Source organism: Vibrio sagamiensis NBRC 104589, assembly GCF_007990935.1.
GTDB lineage: Bacteria > Pseudomonadota > Gammaproteobacteria > Enterobacterales > Vibrionaceae > Vibrio > Vibrio sagamiensis.
In genome coordinates, this window is sequence record NZ_BJXJ01000023.1 from 30,213 (window position 1) to 44,785 (window position 14,573).

11 protein-coding genes are annotated in these 14,573 nt (G+C 41.5%); 5 read left to right on the forward strand and 6 right to left on the reverse strand.

Going from position 1 to position 14,573, the window contains the following annotated elements; all coding sequences use genetic code 11:
* Positions 1-4: 4 nt before the first annotated feature.
* From VSA01S_RS12345 to apbC, 3 genes are all read right to left on the reverse strand, one after another.
* Positions 5-2,119 (reverse strand): AsmA family protein, encoded by a 2,115-nt coding sequence (locus VSA01S_RS12345; protein WP_039981418.1) that lies wholly within the window; start codon positions 2,117-2,119, stop codon positions 5-7.
* A gap of 307 nt (positions 2,120-2,426) precedes the next feature.
* Complete coding sequence (gene udk / locus VSA01S_RS12350) at positions 2,427-3,068, reverse strand: uridine kinase (RefSeq protein ID WP_039981419.1); 642 nt, start codon at positions 3,066-3,068, stop codon at positions 2,427-2,429.
* A gap of 300 nt (positions 3,069-3,368) precedes the next feature.
* Positions 3,369-4,442, reverse strand: a complete 1,074-nt coding sequence (gene apbC / locus VSA01S_RS12355; RefSeq protein WP_039981421.1) for an iron-sulfur cluster carrier protein ApbC — start codon at positions 4,440-4,442, stop codon at positions 3,369-3,371.
* A 163-nt stretch (positions 4,443-4,605) separates the two neighbouring features.
* Here apbC and metG point away from each other — a divergent pair, with 163 nt between their 5' ends.
* Positions 4,606-6,681 (forward strand): methionine--tRNA ligase, encoded by a 2,076-nt coding sequence (gene metG, locus VSA01S_RS12360; RefSeq protein ID WP_039981422.1) that lies wholly within the window; start codon positions 4,606-4,608, stop codon positions 6,679-6,681.
* 107 nt (positions 6,682-6,788) lie between these two features.
* Here metG and fadR read toward each other — a convergent pair whose 3' ends face one another.
* Positions 6,789-7,628 carry a fatty acid metabolism transcriptional regulator FadR gene (gene fadR, locus VSA01S_RS12365; protein ID WP_039981424.1) on the reverse strand — a complete coding sequence of 280 codons (840 nt, stop codon included), beginning with the start codon at positions 7,626-7,628 and terminating at the stop codon, positions 6,789-6,791.
* 633 nt (positions 7,629-8,261) lie between these two features.
* On the opposite strand from fadR, the gene nhaB reads away from it, so the two are divergent.
* Both nhaB and dsbB read left to right on the forward strand, forming a co-directional pair.
* On the forward strand, positions 8,262-9,848 hold the full coding sequence (nhaB, locus tag VSA01S_RS12370; RefSeq protein WP_039981425.1) for a Na(+)/H(+) antiporter NhaB: 1,587 nt from the start codon (positions 8,262-8,264) through the stop codon (positions 9,846-9,848).
* Between the two features lie 82 nt (positions 9,849-9,930).
* Positions 9,931-10,467, forward strand: a complete 537-nt coding sequence (gene dsbB, locus VSA01S_RS12375; protein ID WP_039981427.1) for a disulfide bond formation protein DsbB — start codon at positions 9,931-9,933, stop codon at positions 10,465-10,467.
* A 74-nt stretch (positions 10,468-10,541) separates the two neighbouring features.
* Here the strand turns inward: dsbB and VSA01S_RS12380 are convergent, their stop codons facing one another.
* Positions 10,542-11,150: an SEC-C metal-binding domain-containing protein gene (locus VSA01S_RS12380; protein WP_039981429.1), complete on the reverse strand. Its 609-nt coding sequence runs from the start codon at positions 11,148-11,150 to the stop codon at positions 10,542-10,544.
* 312 nt (positions 11,151-11,462) lie between these two features.
* Between VSA01S_RS12380 and dusC the strand changes: the two genes are divergently transcribed.
* Positions 11,463-12,419, forward strand: coding sequence for a tRNA dihydrouridine(16) synthase DusC (gene dusC / locus VSA01S_RS12385; protein WP_039981431.1), 957 nt, complete (start codon positions 11,463-11,465; stop codon positions 12,417-12,419).
* A gap of 132 nt (positions 12,420-12,551) precedes the next feature.
* On the opposite strand, the gene yfbV is transcribed toward dusC, so the two are convergent.
* Positions 12,552-13,004: a terminus macrodomain insulation protein YfbV gene (gene yfbV / locus VSA01S_RS12390; RefSeq protein WP_039981433.1), complete on the reverse strand. Its 453-nt coding sequence runs from the start codon at positions 13,002-13,004 to the stop codon at positions 12,552-12,554.
* A gap of 344 nt (positions 13,005-13,348) precedes the next feature.
* On the opposite strand from yfbV, the gene VSA01S_RS12395 reads away from it, so the two are divergent.
* Entirely contained in the window at positions 13,349-14,545 is a 1,197-nt protein-coding gene (locus VSA01S_RS12395) for an acetate kinase (RefSeq protein WP_039981435.1), read from the forward strand.
* Positions 14,546-14,573: the final 28 nt, after the last annotated feature.

The following is a 14,573-nucleotide window of genomic DNA, read 5'->3' on the forward strand; positions in this document are numbered from 1 at the left end:
TGGATCATTTAAAAAAGTTATTTAAAATACCATCTACAGCATCTTTCACTTTTTCATCTTTGATCTTGTCGGTCAGTTTGTCCAAACCACGATCTATTTCTTTTTGTGCTTTTTGTTTAAGAATATCATCAAAGACTAACTTAAATTTCGGGTCACTCCACTTTCCAGATACATTGATCGGAATCGTAAGATCTTTCAATTCATCGATACTTTGCCCTCCCTGCCCCTCAAGAGAACCAACGATAGAGGTACTGATAGTAAAATCCACGGTTTCATTCAGATAATTGGCCTTACCCTTACCTTGTACACGTAATAGTGGTGACTGGGCCTTTAAGTTATTTGTCGAAACCGTGCCTTTGTTGAGTGACAACGTCGCCGTCATTGCACTAAAGTCGGTTTTTTTCACTGCATTACTTGCATCTAATACTTCACCTTTAAACCGAGCATAATTTTCTCGGATAAGTTGCGCAACATTGATGCCGTTTACCGCGCCGTCAGCAAAGTTAATCGCTACAGTACCAACCAAATTCTTTTTAATGCCAGTGGATGTCAAACTACGACCATTCACATTGAGATCAATGCTACCTGTACCCTCCAACTTATCATTGTCAGCCACATCTTTAAGTAGTGGTTGAACATGGATATTGTTAATTGAAGATTTCGCTTGATAACGTGCTGGTGCCCGTGTCGCATCAAGCTTAGCTGTCGCATTAATCGAACCCTGATAAAGCTTTGAGCTAAAGGACGTCAGCTCAGCAATACCACGCTGAATAGAAAAGCTTGTTTTCACTGCTGACATGGAGGCATTTGCAGCTTTAAATTGGTCGATAGCAATACTGCCTTTCACATCCAGGGCTTTTAAAGCCGATAAATCGGGCTCTACCTCTGGAGAAGTTTGATTATTAGCTATTGACTTAGACTTTTCTTCCGATGAATTATTTGCTTTAGACTGTGACTTGTCATGGCCAAGAAATTCATCCAGATTGATATTTGGGCTGTGTAGAGTGAAACGGATTTTGGGAATATCACCCAGAGTGACGTCCGCTTTGCCATCCAACGAAATGGCATTGGCGGTGAGTTTATCCAAAACAAAGCTAAGGTGATTTTTGTTTAAATCAAAGGATAAATCAGAGTCCATCGCCACATTCATTGGTGACTGAGGCAATGCTTTACCATCGAAGCGTGATTTAAGCGTTAACTGTTTCAATAGGATGGTGCTTAATGCTTTATCTATCGTTAAATCGCCCGTGCCTTGCATATCTATAGTCATATCATTGGCTTGACCTTTGATAGCGTAAGTAAGCCGATTTGCCTTATCAAAGTCAAAGGTCTCTAAACGCAGAGATAAAGATTCGAACTGATTTTTGGGATCAGCATATGTTGCCTCAACTTCGGTATTTTTCAACTCGTAGTGGGTAAGCCCCTGAGTAAGGTTAAATTCTGTTGAACCTTGAGCAGAGAACGATTGATCATTCATTTTCCCGTTGAGGCCAAAATCAAGACTCGTCCACTTTTCAAAAGCAAACTGAGAGAGATTTAGAGAAATATTATCCAGTTCAATATTACTTCCGGTCTGTTGATCTACCATCTCAACAGAGCCATTTGAGATCGTGACACCAGCCAGCTCGATAACCCAACCATCACCGCTATTTTTAGGCTCAGGGCTTGCCTCTGCTTTTGGCTCTAATTTCGTATCTGTTTTAGCCAGTTCAGCTTGCTTACTCTGCGCTTTGGTCAATGAGTCTAGGTTCTTACGACCGTCTTTTAATGTTTCGATATAAAAGTTTGCTCCATCAAGCGTCACATTGCCGATTTGCAGTTGCTTGCTTAGTAGCGGCATAACAGAAACATCGACACTCACCCTATCAACACTAAACAAGTTAGCTTGATTAAAACCAGGTGGATTTTTCAATTCCGTTTTACCGAGCTCAAGGCCCAAAGATGGAAAGAATGTCCAACTGATATCACCATCAATCACTAATTCTAATCCCGTTTGTTTGTGTGCTTGTTCAACAATCAGCGGTTTGAATTGATTCGGATTGATAAAAAGGACAAGTGCTAGTATCACGCCTAGAACAGCTATGATCGGAACCGCAATAACTAAGAGCAGTTTCTTCATTTGTTTTTCCTTGCTTGATGTTTAGTGACAACTGTACTCTCAAGTATACCCAAGAGACTTTAAGATGCGAGATTCTAAACCGAGCCTCTTATGCTAAGCATTGATAACTTGGCCCGAAGACTCAATTACGTTTTGCTACCGATTAACCTGTGGTGCTGTGGCTTACATTAAAAACAGGCCTAACCCAATTTAATCAATAGCGAAAACGACCATTCACTAAAATTGGTCGCTTAACGCTGACAATAAAAAAGTGGCATATAAAATGCCACTTCTTTTTAAACAAATAAAGCAATCACAACCTAAGTGATTATGCTTTAAGCAATTTGGTGATGTGTGCTTTCAGTACATCAATCGCAATGCGGTTTTTCCCTCCACGAGGAACAATAATGTCGGCATGCTGTTTAGAGGGTTCAATAAATTGTAAAAACATTGGGCGCACGGTCTGTTGGTACTGCTTCAATACAGATTCCATCGTACGGCCGCGCTCTTCCACATCACGTCTCACTCGACGTAATAGACAAATATCAAGAGGCGTATCCATAAAGACTGTCGCATGCATCAGGTCACGAAGGCGTGGATCAGTTAAAAGCAAGATACCTTCAAGAATAATCACTTTCTTAGGTGTCATTGTCGTGGTATTGCTTGTGCGGGTATGCTCTGAGTAACTGTATTCTGGTACTTCTACCGCTTGTCCACATACGAGCTGCTTCAAATGCTCACATAATAAATCGTGATCTAACGCACTCGGGTGGTCGTAGTTAGTCTTTACACGTTCTTCCATGCTTAATTGGCTTTGGTCATTATAGTAACAATCTTCCGTGATAACACCGATTTGATGATCGCCTACTTTTTCGCGTAGCTCATTGTAGATTGTGCTAGCGATAAGACTTTTTCCAGAGGCAGAAGCGCCAGCTATACCGACGATGACGCATTGATTAATATCAGACATTATTTTGCACCCGATGATGATTTTGAATCACATAAAAAGATAAACCGCACGATTATAGGGAGTTACCCCCTCAGATACTAGCTAGAATTAAGGTTTAATTATAAATTCTTACCATTACACCTACCTCTCTCTAAGCAAACGGTTTCTGTGGCTAAATTCCGACCACCCGTTTTGCTCTAACTAGCAGACGACTCAATGACCTTGAACATTGTTAATGTTTAAATGGTGATGAAAGCTGCTTTCTATTTGAAGTTTCAAAACAAGTAAAAGTTTCCGAATATGTCTGTTGAACAAATAAGATTAATTCACCATAGTAAAATTGATGGCATCTGGTTTAGATTTACCCTGCCAATACATGCTACTACATATACGATCAGCCAACTGCCTGTAGTTCGCAGCATGCTCACTTTCAGTACGTCTAACCACGGTAGGGATACCAGCATCAATATCTTCTCGCATTGAAATATGCAGAGGAATTTGCCCCAGTAACATAAGACCAAACTCTAGCGACATTTTCTCTGCCCCTCCTACACCAAAAATGTGCTCCACAGCACCGCATTGGCCACAGACATGATAGCTCATATTTTCAATTACGCCGACAACAGGGACATTGACCTTGTGAAACATCGCAGCCCCTTTACGCGCATCAGCTAAAGCGAGATCTTGTGGTGTCGTAATTAACACGCTGCCAGTGACAGGTATTTGTTGGGACAAGGTTAGTTGAATGTCGCCAGTGCCTGGGGGCATATCGATAACCAGATAATCAAGATCCGGCCAATCGGTCTCATTAAGTAGCTGTGATAATGCCCTAGATGCCATAGGACCACGCCAAATCGCTGCTTCTGATTTATCAACTAAGTAACCAATAGAGTGTGTATAAATACCATGAGCGGCAATGGGGGACATCCATTTGTCTTCTCTTACTATTGGCTTCGCTTGCGTTTGACCAAGCATCATCGGCACTGAAGGCCCATAAATATCAGCATCCAGTAAACCAACTTTTGCACCAGAATCTGCAATGGCTAAAGCGAGATTAACCGCTGTGGTTGATTTGCCAACGCCTCCTTTTGCAGAGCTAACGGCTATAATATTTTTCACTCCCTTTACAGCTGTCGTTAGCTGAGTCTCAAGCGATTTTACATCCAGTCCTACATGGCAATCGATGTCAGGTACTTGCTGAGTAGACTGCTGTTGTTTAATCCACTGCTTGAGTAATATTTGCACGTCGTTACTGGCAAAAGGCAAAGCAATATTCACTCTATTTTCCACCACGCTGACGATACCATGCACATTTGCCCACCCTTCCACTAATTGTGGATGATGAAATTGGTTCAACCATAGGCAAATATCTTGTTGTGAAATCAATGGATGCATAGTTCTCTCCTCAATAACTCAAGTAATCGTAACACCCTATGCTGGGATTAAGAACCCCAAAAAACTGGGGAAATCCTCGGTTTGATGCCTTGGAGTTAGCCTGTTGATGCGGTAGTATTATCCATCAAAATTTTTTCTACCTCTGAATAAGCGAATATTAAGTATGGCAAACGATCCAAGACTCTCTACTCCAAGGAAATTATTGGTAACTTGTGCCCTTCCGTACGCTAATGGTTCGATTCACCTAGGCCACATGCTTGAGCACATTCAGGCTGACATCTGGGTTCGCTACCAACGCCTACGTGGCAACACTGTAAACTTCATCTGTGCAGACGATGCTCATGGCACACCAATCATGCTAAAAGCACAACAGATGGGAATTACACCAGAAGAGATGATCGCTGCTGTAAGTGAAGAACATCAAAAAGATTTTGCTGGCTTTGATATTAGCTTTAATAATTATCACAGCACACACTCAGAAGAAAACCGTGAACTCGCTTCTCATATCTACCTTGAGCTGAAAAAAAATGGTTTTATTTCTAGCCGCACTATCTCTCAGTTGTTCGATCCTGAGAAAGAAATGTTTCTACCGGATCGTTTCGTAAAAGGTACTTGTCCTAAGTGTAAGTCAGAAGACCAATACGGTGACAACTGTGATAACTGTGGTGAGACGTACAGCCCAACTGAGCTGATCGATCCAAAATCAGCGGTTTCTGGCGCAACTCCAGTCATGAAAGACTCTGAGCACTTCTTCTTCGACCTACCTCAGTTCGAAAGCATGCTAAAAGATTGGACTCGTTCAGGCTCACTACAAATTGAAACCGCGAACAAGATGCAAGAGTGGTTCGAGTCAGGCCTGCAACAATGGGATATCTCACGTGATGCGCCTTACTTCGGCTTTGAGATCCCAGGCGAGAAAAACAAGTTCTTCTACGTATGGCTAGACGCACCTGTTGGCTACATGGCTTCTTTCAAGAATCTATGTGACAAAACTGAAGGCCTAGACTTCGACGAGTACTGGAAGAAAGACAGCTCCACTGAACTCTACCACTTCATCGGTAAAGACATCGTTTACTTCCACTCGCTATTCTGGCCAGCAATGCTAGAAGGCAGCGGTTTCCGTAAGCCAAACAACGTATTCGTACACGGCTACGTAACGGTAAACGGCGCGAAGATGTCTAAGTCTAAAGGTACGTTTGTTAAAGCAAGCACTTACCTAAACCACCTAGACCCAGAGTGTCTGCGTTACTACTACGCTGCAAAACTCAACAGCCGTATTGACGACCTAGACCTTAACCTTGAAGACTTCACTCAACGTGTTAACGCTGACGTAGTCAACAAGATTGTCAACCTAGCTTCTCGTAACGCTGGCTTCATCTCTAAACGTTTTGAAGGCAAGCTTGCTGAAAACTTTGCGGAGCCTGAACTATACAACGAGTTCGTTGCTGCAGCAGACCGCATCGCAGAGCTTTTTGAAACTCGTGAGTTTGGTCGCGCAATCCGTGAGATTACGGCACTAGCAGATAAAGCGAACCAATACGTTGATGAAAAAGCACCTTGGGTTGTCGCAAAAGAAGAAGGCAAAGATCAGGAACTGCAAGAAATCTGTTCTGTCGGTATCAACTTGTTCCGCGTTCTGATGACTTACCTGAAACCCGTGATGCCTGCACTAGCAGCACGTACTGAAGCTTTCCTTAACGAAGAGCTCACTTGGGAAGGCATTGCGACGCCGCTTACTGGTCACGATATCACTAAGTTCAAAGCGCTGTTTAACCGTATCGATCCTAAGAACATCGAAGCGATGATCGAAGCATCAAAAGAAGACGCAGCAGCCGAAATGGCAGCAAAAGAAAAAGCAGAAGCGGAAAAGAACAAAGCGAACCAAACTGAGCTAGACAAAGATCCAATCGCTGACGAGATTGAATTCGATGCTTTCGCAGCGGTTGATATGCGTATCGCTCGCATCATCTCGTGTGAAGAAGTGCCAAAAGCAAACAAACTGCTTAAGTTCCAACTAGATATCGGTGGCGAAACTCGTCAGGTGTTCTCTGGTATTAAGTCTGCGTACAAGCCTGAAGAGCTAGAAGGCAAACTAACTGTAATGGTAGCGAACCTAAAACCCCGTAAGATGAAGTTTGGTGTATCTGAAGGCATGATTCTGGCCGCTGGCCCGGGTGGCAGTGATCTATGGATTCTTGAGCCACACGAAGGCGCTCAGCCAGGTATGCGTGTGATGTAATCTAGCGCACAAAAAAAACCCTACTAATTAGTAGGGTTTTTGTTCTCTATTTCATCACTCGCAAGAAGATCGAAATACAAGCGTTTTATCACTAGTGATCTATTTGGCTAGCTATCATCTTCTGTAAAATTAGTTGGTAACTCTTGTTTCATCTCATTCCAAATTAGAGCACTTTCCATACCATAATGACGAATCACATTAGGTAGTTGCTCACGCTGACCTGTTTCACATGTCTCTAGCAATTGACGGTAAAAGCTCAATGCCAAATCACGTGATGCTGGATTTGAAAAATAGTAGGTACCGACTCGATCATACAGTTTTCTTAGACCATTGAAGATCAAACCATAAATTTGGTTACCAGAATGAAAAGCTAAACGCTGAAATAGCATGTAATCATAGTAGTTAAAGGTCTTAGCTAGAAGAATACCCTGACGTTTCGCTTCATCTTTTTCTACTTCTTCTTTTACGTTCTGTAAAATTTTCTCAGCAAAAGGGGAAGCCGCGATGAAATCATTCCAAGAAGGAGCATCAACCAATGCTTGACATGATTCAATTACATTTTGGATAGTACGTTCAGATGCTTCTTTATTTGTTTTGAATGCATAACGCATGAAAATAGGACTGATATTAGTCCGAGCAGCAAGAAGATCTTCGACAATGTTAGATGCGTTTGCAACATCAAGTGTCATCAATGTATCCAATATATGTAGACCTGACGTCTCCATAAACTGATTTACTTTGGTTGGTTTACCATGTTGAATGGTCAACCAACCATCACGTGCTAAGCGTTGTAATACTTCACGCAAAGTGGTTCTGGTTACTCCAATCAATTCAGAGAGCTCTCGCTCTGCAGGTAAAATAGAACCAGGAGGGAAGCGACCGTTCCAAATGCTTTCAATGATATATTTTTCTGCAAAACCAGCAGGGCTTTTAGCCTTAATGACCATTCTGTGTGTATCCAATATTGAAATCCAGAGGGGATAAACTCATCATACCACTACTTCAGGCTTTGCGAAAATACGTGATTGATAAAATCAATCAAAATTTTACCATAGAGTCAACACTCTAATGTTGAGTTTATAGACTTTTACCCAAAATGAAGCATAATATAGATATAAATTGAAACATTAATTATAGGTTATAACGTAAACTACAGATTATAAAGTAAATTAAATTTTCTTATTACTTTAATTGATACAATTTAATGCTGGCTTATGCAATTTACATTTTCCCTAATTAAACTATTTTACATCACTGGCTTAGGTATAATTTATAAATATTAACCAACTTTATTCAATAATGATTTAGCGCTATTTTGATCGCGTTATTGCAATTAAAATATCATTTTGCTTCAAACCGTCACTTTTTGTTATTGACTAATATAGCCTGAAGTGTAGAGTTGCGTTCAAAAATTACGTAGTGCTTAAGTTTACAACAAGTGATTTGTCATAACTTCAAGTAAAGGTATTAGTTGTTGTTTTTGTATTTCATTGTTTTAAAAGATAAACGGCTTTTTTCAAACCCGCTCATAATCACTGCGCACGTGTCTAATTTTATTAACTGTAATAAAGAGATTTATTATGCCGATGTCACTCGGAAATGCCTTTATCAAAAATTTTCTTGGTAAAGCACCAGACTGGTACAAAGTTGCCATTATTGCCTTTTTGATCATTAACCCAATTGTTTTCCTATTCATTGATCCATTCGTTGCTGGTTGGATGCTGGTTGGTGAGTTTATTTTCACCCTTGCAATGGCTCTAAAGTGTTATCCACTGCAACCCGGGGGCTTATTAGCCATTGAAGCCGTTGCAATAGGTATGACTAGTCCAGATAAAGTCAAGCATGAGCTGGTTGCTAACATTGAGGTTCTATTACTACTGGTCTTTATGGTTGCTGGCATATATTTTATGAAGAATCTTTTGCTGTTTATCTTCACCAAAATCTTACTTGGCATTCGTTCAAAAACACGACTATCCGTGGCTTTTTGTTTTGCTGCAGCTTTCCTTTCTGCATTTTTGGACGCATTAACCGTTATTGCTGTAGTTATCAGTGTGGCTGTTGGTTTTTACTCGATCTACCACAAAGTGGCATCAGGTAATGCCATTGGTGATCATGACCATACTCAAGATGATACCATTACTGAACTCACTAGGGATGATTTAGAAAACTATCGCGCTTTCTTACGCTCGCTTTTGATGCATGCCGGTGTTGGTACCGCACTTGGCGGTGTAACAACTATGGTAGGTGAACCACAAAACTTAATCATAGCCGATCAAGCCGGCTGGTTCTTTGGAGAGTTTTTGATTCGAATGTCTCCAATCACTTTACCAGTCTTTATCTGTGGTTTGATAACCTGCGCGTTAGTCGAAAAACTTAAAGTGTTTAGTTACGGTACAAAGTTGCCTGAAAATGTACGTAAAATCCTTGTTGATTTTGACCGTGAGGAACGTAAAACTCGTACCAAGCAAGATGTCGCTAAATTATGGGTACAAGGCATCATTGCTGTCTGGTTAATTGCAGCTTTAGCACTGCATTTAGCTGCTGTAGGCCTGATTGGTTTATCTGTTATTGTACTAGCAACTGCATTTACTGGCGTAATCGAAGAACACTCAATGGGTAAAGCCTTTGAAGAAGCACTTCCTTTTACTGCTTTATTGGCAGTTTTCTTTGCTGTTGTTGCAGTCATTATCGATCAAGAATTGTTTAAGCCTGTGATTGATGCCGTTCTTGCTGTCGAAGATAAAGGATCACAACTGGCTCTGTTTTACGTCGCCAATGGTTTGCTTTCCATGGTTTCTGATAATGTATTTGTAGGGACCGTGTACATTAACGAAGTTAAAGCTGCACTTGTTGAAGGAGCCATTTCTCGTGAACAATTTGATTTACTTGCAGTTGCAATTAACACAGGTACAAATTTACCTTCGGTAGCGACTCCTAATGGTCAGGCTGCTTTTTTGTTCCTACTCACTTCTGCGCTTGCACCTTTGGTACGACTGTCTTACGGTAGAATGGTATTGATGGCACTACCATACACTGTGGTACTGGCTTTAGTTGGTTTAATGGGTATCATGTTCTTCCTCGAGCCAGCAACCGAATTTTTCCACAATGCAGGTTGGATTTCAGAAAGCTCTGGTGTCGAAACTAGCGTAATTTCGCATGGACATTAAAATTTTAAGTTGCTAACGAAACTTATACGCGATAAAAAGCTCTGACTATCAGAGCTTTTTCACTTTCAACAGGACTGAATTCGTGACTATGTTTGCATCACTCAACCAATTTTCTAAAAGCCGACTATCATGGCTTACCTTATTTTTGGCGATCGTATTTTTTGAAGCCTGTGCCCTTTTTTTCCAGCATGTAATGACGTTGGCCCCTTGTGTAATGTGCATTTATGAACGCGTCGCCATGATGTCAATCAGTGGAGCTGCACTGATTGGCCTCATCGCACCTCATAACCCGATCCTGCGTTGGCTTGCCTTAGCAGCCTGGGGAGCGAGTGCATATAAGGGATTAACGTTGGCGATGCAACACGTCGAATACCAATTTAATCCTTCCCCATTTGCTACTTGCGACTTGTTTGTCTCTTTCCCTGCTTGGGCACCACTCAACCAGTGGGCTCCATGGATGTTTGAAGCCTATGGTGATTGTGCTGAAGTAGTTTGGCAGTTCTTTGGACTCTCAATGCCGCAGTGGTTAGTTGTGATATTTGCAGGTAATTTAATTGCTTTTGGTTTTGTGGTTTTATCACAGTTCTTCAGCTCAAAACGTATCGAAGCGGTCCAATAGAGGCGAAGTTCTAACGAAAAGTTAGCTTATACACCCAAGTCACTACAAAGCACTTGGGTATATAACTAAAGGCATTATTGACCACAACACTGCTTGAATTTTTTACCACTGCCACACGGACAAAGGTCATTTCTTCCAACTTCTTTAAAAGGGTTAACACTTTTTGACTTCTTGCCCGCCATCAATTCATCCGCACCAAGTGCCACCTCATTCACCATTATGTCCAGTTGAGCTTTTAATTCTGCTAATGTCGGTGGTTTCGACACGCCTGCTTCCAGCATCAATTGTTGGGTTTGCTTTTCATCTATCGCTAGCATCATCGTAGTAAGTAGAGCCTGCAACATACGTTCAAGGCCGTCATTCAAACCTACTTCTTGCCACTGCTCTTCGATTACTGGCCATATTGACATGAACCCTTCAGCAAAATCCGCCAGAGATTCTGAATCATCGCCAAGCAACGTTAGAACCGAATATTCATTGCGTAAAAGATAATTATGCTGTTTATGAATTTGTTCCTCGATGCTCTTTTGAATACTCTTAAATCCATCTCCTAACAAAGGTTCTAACCAAACTTCAGGTGCCATTGACTTGGTCATTAAATTAGCTGCTAATACCGTGCCTTCTAAAAACAATGCAGATGGCTCAACCTGTGCTTCACCTTTATCAATTAATGTATATTGCATGCTATTTTGTCCCCATAATTTTGGGCTGCATTATACCTAAATAGCGACAAGATACCCAAATCATTGCAAGTTGCGAATACATAGACAGATGCAGACATTCTCGATTGAGCAATACACCTACCCCGAGGCTATGAACCCAAGTAAGCTCAAGATACTGTGTTCAGCGAGATGACCTTAACTCTCAGGCTTTGGGAGCATGTCACTGAATCAAGCATCTTGAGGTCACTTGGGTATAACGACTCTTTTAATGACAAGTTGGCCTTATATCGTTACAATCTGGCTCTTTTTTTACTAAACGGTATTAGGCAGAGTATGCGAGTTGTATTAGGTCCAATGGAAGGCGTTTTGGACCATTTAATGCGCCAAATCCTCACTGAAATAAATGACTATGATTTGTGCGTCACAGAGTTTGTTCGCGTCGTCGATCAACTCCTTCCAGATCATGTCTTTTACCGCTTATGCCCCGAGTTATTGCAAGGTTCTCAAACAGCCTCTGGTGTTCCTGTTCATGTCCAACTTTTAGGTCAAGAGCCAAACTGGATGGCGGAAAATGCAGTAAAAGCCGCAGAGCTTGGTGCCCGTGGGGTTGATTTAAACTTTGGGTGTCCCGCTAAACTGGTCAACAAAAGTAAAGGGGGTGCGGCTTTACTTCAGCATCCAGATTTTATATACAATATTGTCAAAGCCTGCCGTGATGCGTTACCTAGCAACATTCCAGTCAGCGCCAAGATCCGACTCGGGTGGTCTAACCCTGAAGACTGCTTTGAGATCGTCGATGCAATTCAATCCGCTGGAGCTAATGAACTCACCGTCCATGCTCGCACCAAAAAAGGGGGCTATAAAGCTTCGGAAATTAAGTGGCAATACATTACAAAAATTCGTGAACGCTTTGACATACCCTTAATTGCCAATGGCGAAATATGGAATTATCAAGACGGCCAACGTTGTATTGACACTACGGGTGTTGATAACTTGATGGTCTGCCGTGGGGCATTTAATATTCCGAACCTAGGCAATATGGTGAAACACGACCAGCCGCCAATGCCTTGGGCCGAGGTTGTCGATTTGCTGATCTATTACTCACAATTTGAAATGAAAGGCGACAAAGGGCTTTATTACCCTAACCGAGTGAAGCAGTGGTTCTCTTATTTAAGGCAGGCTTACCCTGAAGCAAAAACTTTGTTTACTGAAATCAGAACGTTCAATAAAGCCGCTCCAATTGTAGAGTATATTAAACGTTACCGAGATGTTCTCCACGCTCAAGGATAACTACTACAGTGCAGAAGGAACGCCACCTATTCCTTCTGCGTATTCCTTTCTACCAAGCGACTTGTTAACTCATAACCCAAAAGACCATATCTAAAATCAATCATATAAGCGAAAACTGGATAATTTATTCTGCTAAAACCAGCGCTCTAAGGTATGTTTGTCAAGCTGACGAAAAGCTCGATTTAATATGATTGCCAATTCTTTATATCTCGGTTTTGATTTTACGGGCTCTAATGCACACCCCGTATCTAGAATTTTTTGATGCAACTCACGATACCATGATGCCAGTGCAGGTGGTAAAATAGAATTGGATCGAGTCCCTAGCCACCACATACCCTGCAAAGGCATACTTATAGCAAATAATGCGACTATAACAGCCTGCGGCATAGCACCATAATTGTTGAACACCATTTGAGTTAATAGACTGATAGCAGCCACTGCTGGCATTACTTTAATTCCAAATCGGGTCGCTTTGATAACGCGCTGCTCCGGAAAAATAGCATTAAGTTCTTTTCGGACAGGCCAAATCTCCATGTAATTTTGTCCATTTTTTAAACTACGAACCAATCCAACTTTGTCATTCATATCGTTTTCTCACTAAAAAATAGTTGAAATTTTCAACTAGAGATACAGAAAATTGATAAAAACTAATATTAATTCAATTTTTTTTTGTTATCATTATCTATTATCGTTATCCTTTACAAACTTTTGTCTCATTGTTGCTCTTATTTTTATTTTACGCAACTTTGAAAAGTTTGATGCACGGATCGCAAACGATGATAGATGCTTTCTATCACTCTTAAATATTAGATGGAATTAGAACAATTTTTGACCAAGAATAGTACGCAGCTTAGCTGGTATCGTCTATTCTTGTGATTAATTTTTCATCCTTAACTGATTTTGATCAGACGAATAACAGGTAGTCACACATGTCTAAGCTAGTTTTAGTTTTAAACTGCGGTAGTTCTTCTCTTAAATTTGCTGTTGTTGATGCAGAAACAGGTGCAGAACACCTAACCGGCCTTGCTGAGTGTCTTGGTCTTCCAGAAGCTCGTATGAAGTGGAAGCTTGATGGCAAGCACGAAGCTCAACTGGGCGCAGGCGCAGCTCACGTAGAAGCACTATCTTTCATGGTAGAAACTATCCTTGCTTCAAAACCAGAGCTTAAAGCTAACCTTGGCGCTATCGGCCACCGTATTGTTCATGGTGGCGAACAGTTTACTCAATCGGCACTTATTACTGACGAAGTTCTAAAGGGTATACAAGATGCTGCAACATTTGCACCTCTTCATAACCCAGCTCATCTAATTGGTATCGAAGCAGCTAAGGTAAACTTCCCTGGTCTACAAAACGTTGCTGTATTTGACACGGCGTTCCACCAAACTATGCCAGAAGAGTCTTACCTATACGCTCTACCTTACAAACTATATAAAGAACACGGTATCCGTCGTTACGGTATGCACGGTACTTCACACCTATTTATCACGCGTGAAGTGGCTAACTTGCTTGAAAAACCAGTTGATGAAGTGAACATCATCAACTGTCACTTAGGTAACGGCGCATCCGTTTGTGCAATCAAGAATGGTAAATCTGTTGACACTTCTATGGGTCTAACGCCTCTTGAAGGTCTCGTAATGGGTACTCGTTGTGGTGACATCGATCCTGCAATCGTTTTCCACCTACATGACGCTTTAGGTTACTCTGTTGAGCAAATTAACGACATGTTGACTAAAGAGTCTGGCCTTGCAGGTCTAACTGAAGTCACTTCTGACTGCCGCTTTGTTGAAGACAACTACGGTGAGAAAGAAGAAGCAACACGTGCAATGGACGTATTCTGTCACCGTCTAGCTAAATATGTTGCAGGCTATACAGCTTCTATGGAAGGTCGTCTAGACGCAATCACTTTCACTGGCGGTATCGGCGAAAACTCTGGCCCTATCCGTGAAATGGTTCTTAACCGTCTAGCTATTTTCGGTATTGAAGTAGACAGCGAAGCTAACCTTAAAGCTCGTTTCGGCGGTGAAGGCACAATCACTACGGCTAATAGCCGCATCCCAGCAATGGTTATCTCGACTAACGAAGAGCTTGTTATTGCTGAAGACACTGCACGCCTAGCAGGTCTTTAATTGATTTAACTGGTTAACCTTTTGGTTA

Excerpts from the sequence above, each read along its gene's own strand:
- fadR (WP_039981424.1), bottom strand. The coding sequence starts at position 7,628 with ATGGTCATTAAGGCTAAAAGCCCTGCTGGTTTTGCAGAAAAATATATC.
- udk (WP_039981419.1), bottom strand. The coding sequence starts at position 3,068 with ATGTCTGATATTAATCAATGCGTCATCGTCGGTATAGCTGGCGCTTCT.
- nhaB (WP_039981425.1), top strand. The coding sequence starts at position 8,262 with ATGCCGATGTCACTCGGAAATGCCTTTATCAAAAATTTTCTTGGTAAA.
- apbC (WP_039981421.1), bottom strand. The coding sequence starts at position 4,442 with ATGCATCCATTGATTTCACAACAAGATATTTGCCTATGGTTGAACCAA.
- yfbV (WP_039981433.1), bottom strand. The coding sequence starts at position 13,004 with ATGAATGACAAAGTTGGATTGGTTCGTAGTTTAAAAAATGGACAAAAT.
- VSA01S_RS12345 (WP_039981418.1), bottom strand. The coding sequence starts at position 2,119 with ATGAAGAAACTGCTCTTAGTTATTGCGGTTCCGATCATAGCTGTTCTA.
- metG (WP_039981422.1), top strand. The coding sequence starts at position 4,606 with ATGGCAAACGATCCAAGACTCTCTACTCCAAGGAAATTATTGGTAACT.
- dusC (WP_039981431.1), top strand. The coding sequence starts at position 11,463 with ATGCGAGTTGTATTAGGTCCAATGGAAGGCGTTTTGGACCATTTAATG.
- VSA01S_RS12395 (WP_039981435.1), top strand. The coding sequence starts at position 13,349 with ATGTCTAAGCTAGTTTTAGTTTTAAACTGCGGTAGTTCTTCTCTTAAA.
- VSA01S_RS12380 (WP_039981429.1), bottom strand. The coding sequence starts at position 11,150 with ATGCAATATACATTAATTGATAAAGGTGAAGCACAGGTTGAGCCATCT.